The organism is Pricia antarctica (assembly GCF_900101815.1).
Taxonomy (GTDB): domain Bacteria; phylum Bacteroidota; class Bacteroidia; order Flavobacteriales; family Flavobacteriaceae; genus Pricia; species Pricia antarctica.
This window is the reverse complement of the sequence record NZ_FNAO01000034.1, coordinates 1-1670: the sequence shown is the minus strand read 5'-3', so window position 1 is coordinate 1670 and position 1670 is coordinate 1. Positions and strand designations below refer to the sequence as shown.

1 protein-coding gene is annotated in these 1670 nt (G+C 50.4%); it reads right to left on the bottom strand.

Translation table 11 applies throughout. From position 1 onward, the window contains the following. Positions 1-22: 22 nt before the first annotated feature. Positions 23-1393, bottom strand: coding sequence for an IS110 family RNA-guided transposase (locus BLT07_RS20520; RefSeq protein WP_091874484.1), 1371 nt, complete (start codon positions 1391-1393; stop codon positions 23-25). Positions 1394-1670: the final 277 nt, after the last annotated feature.

Here is a 1670-nt window from a genome sequence, read left to right as displayed (position 1 = left end):
AGCTTCCAACTAACGTCAAGTTTTAAGTACTGATATTCATCATGTTACCAAACCCGACATCTTCCGGTCTAAGCTCAAATTTAGCGATATTCTTTTTGATTCGGCCTACGAGCCTCAACTTTCTCTTTTGGTCCAGAAAGAGATATTCCGTTGGCGGATCATAGGGGGTTCCCTTGACCAACATGTTCCATATGATAACGGCCAGTTTTCGTGCCGTGGCACTTACGGCCGTTGCCCTGCCCTTTTTGTAATTGATCCTTTTGAAGAAATCGCTCAGATGCCCTTCCTTCAGGTTGCCAATGGCATTCGCCGCCAGGCGAAAGGCTATTTTCAGCCTGCCGCTGCCCTTGGGCAGATGGTGCCCGAGTACCTTCCCGCCCGATATCCTGTTGTTGGGGGCCAGCCTGAGCCAAGATGTGAACTGTTTGGCACTGGCGAACTTTTTGATCCCTTCCAACCCTATCTCGCTTATTATCGCCATTATGGTGGCATCGTTGACCCCTTCGATCGCCATCAGGTCCACGCCCTCGAAGTACTGATAGGAGACCTGGTTCATGTTCAGTCCCCTTATCGTATTCTTGTTCTTTCTTTTATGGGGCTTTTCACTGGGGATGTGCTGTTTTTTATCCCCGTCATTATCTATGACATCCTCCAGGTGTTTTTTGATCTGTTCGTCTATTTGTGTGATCTGGCCCTGTAGGTGGAGGTAGGTCGCCCATTCCTGCCTTAGGGCGAAAAAATGGTCGTCCCTGCCATTGTACTGCAGGGCCTTTGCTATTTCGGACTCCGGTTTTCGGCAGTTGTAATGCCTGTTCTTGGCCAGTTCCTTTCCGCTGGTCTGCCCGTTCAGGAAATCCGTGATGATCTTGGTGCCCGTAAGTCCCGTGATGTCCTTGACCACAACGTCCAGCCGCATGTTCATCAGCCGGAGGTGCTTCTGTACCTTGAGTACCGTCCTGGCGGATTGTTCGAGGATGCCCTGGCGGTGCCGGGAATAGGTCCTGATGATGTCGGTCGTGCCGTCGGGCAGGAAACTGCCGGTGAGCAGGCCCAGGGTATGGAGTTTCTGGATCCATTGACAATCCTTGATGTCGGTCTTCTTTCCCTTGATGTTCTTGGTCTGCTGCCCATTGACCAGGATGACCTCGAAACCGAAGGCCATCAATGACGAGAATAGGTTCTGCCAATAGGTGCCGGTGCTTTCCATGGCAACGGTCTCCACCCCGTGTTCCTGCAGCCAGAGGCACAGTCCATAATTGTCCTCGCTATAGACCCCGAACTCCTTTACGTCCTGCGCATTTTGGCCCACGGCCGTCCAATGGCTTTTACTGCCGATATCGATCCCCGCCGCATTGGGATCGGCCACTTCCAATGAAATTTTCTTTTTGCCCATGATAGGAACTTTTTAGATTAACAAAAAACAGCTCCAGGGAATGCAAATACGTATTTTGAAATTATTCCAATCGGGATTGCCACAGGGGGCATCGCCATTAAACTCAAACCCAAGTAAAGGAAAAGTGTCCCTTACTTTTTGCATCCGGACCTTGATTGCGCTCGGGCTTTTTAAACACCACTGCTAAAACCGGCCTTGACAAGGAGCGTAGCCTAAAGGTACGCACGTTAGCTCAAAAACTCAACTGGTTTTTCTGGTAGGAAGATTACGCACAACG

Bases quoted from the DNA above. Each gene is read 5' to 3' on its own strand.
- BLT07_RS20520 (WP_091874484.1), bottom strand. From the start codon at position 1,393: ATGGGCAAAAAGAAAATTTCATTGGAAGTGGCCGATCCCAATGCGGCG.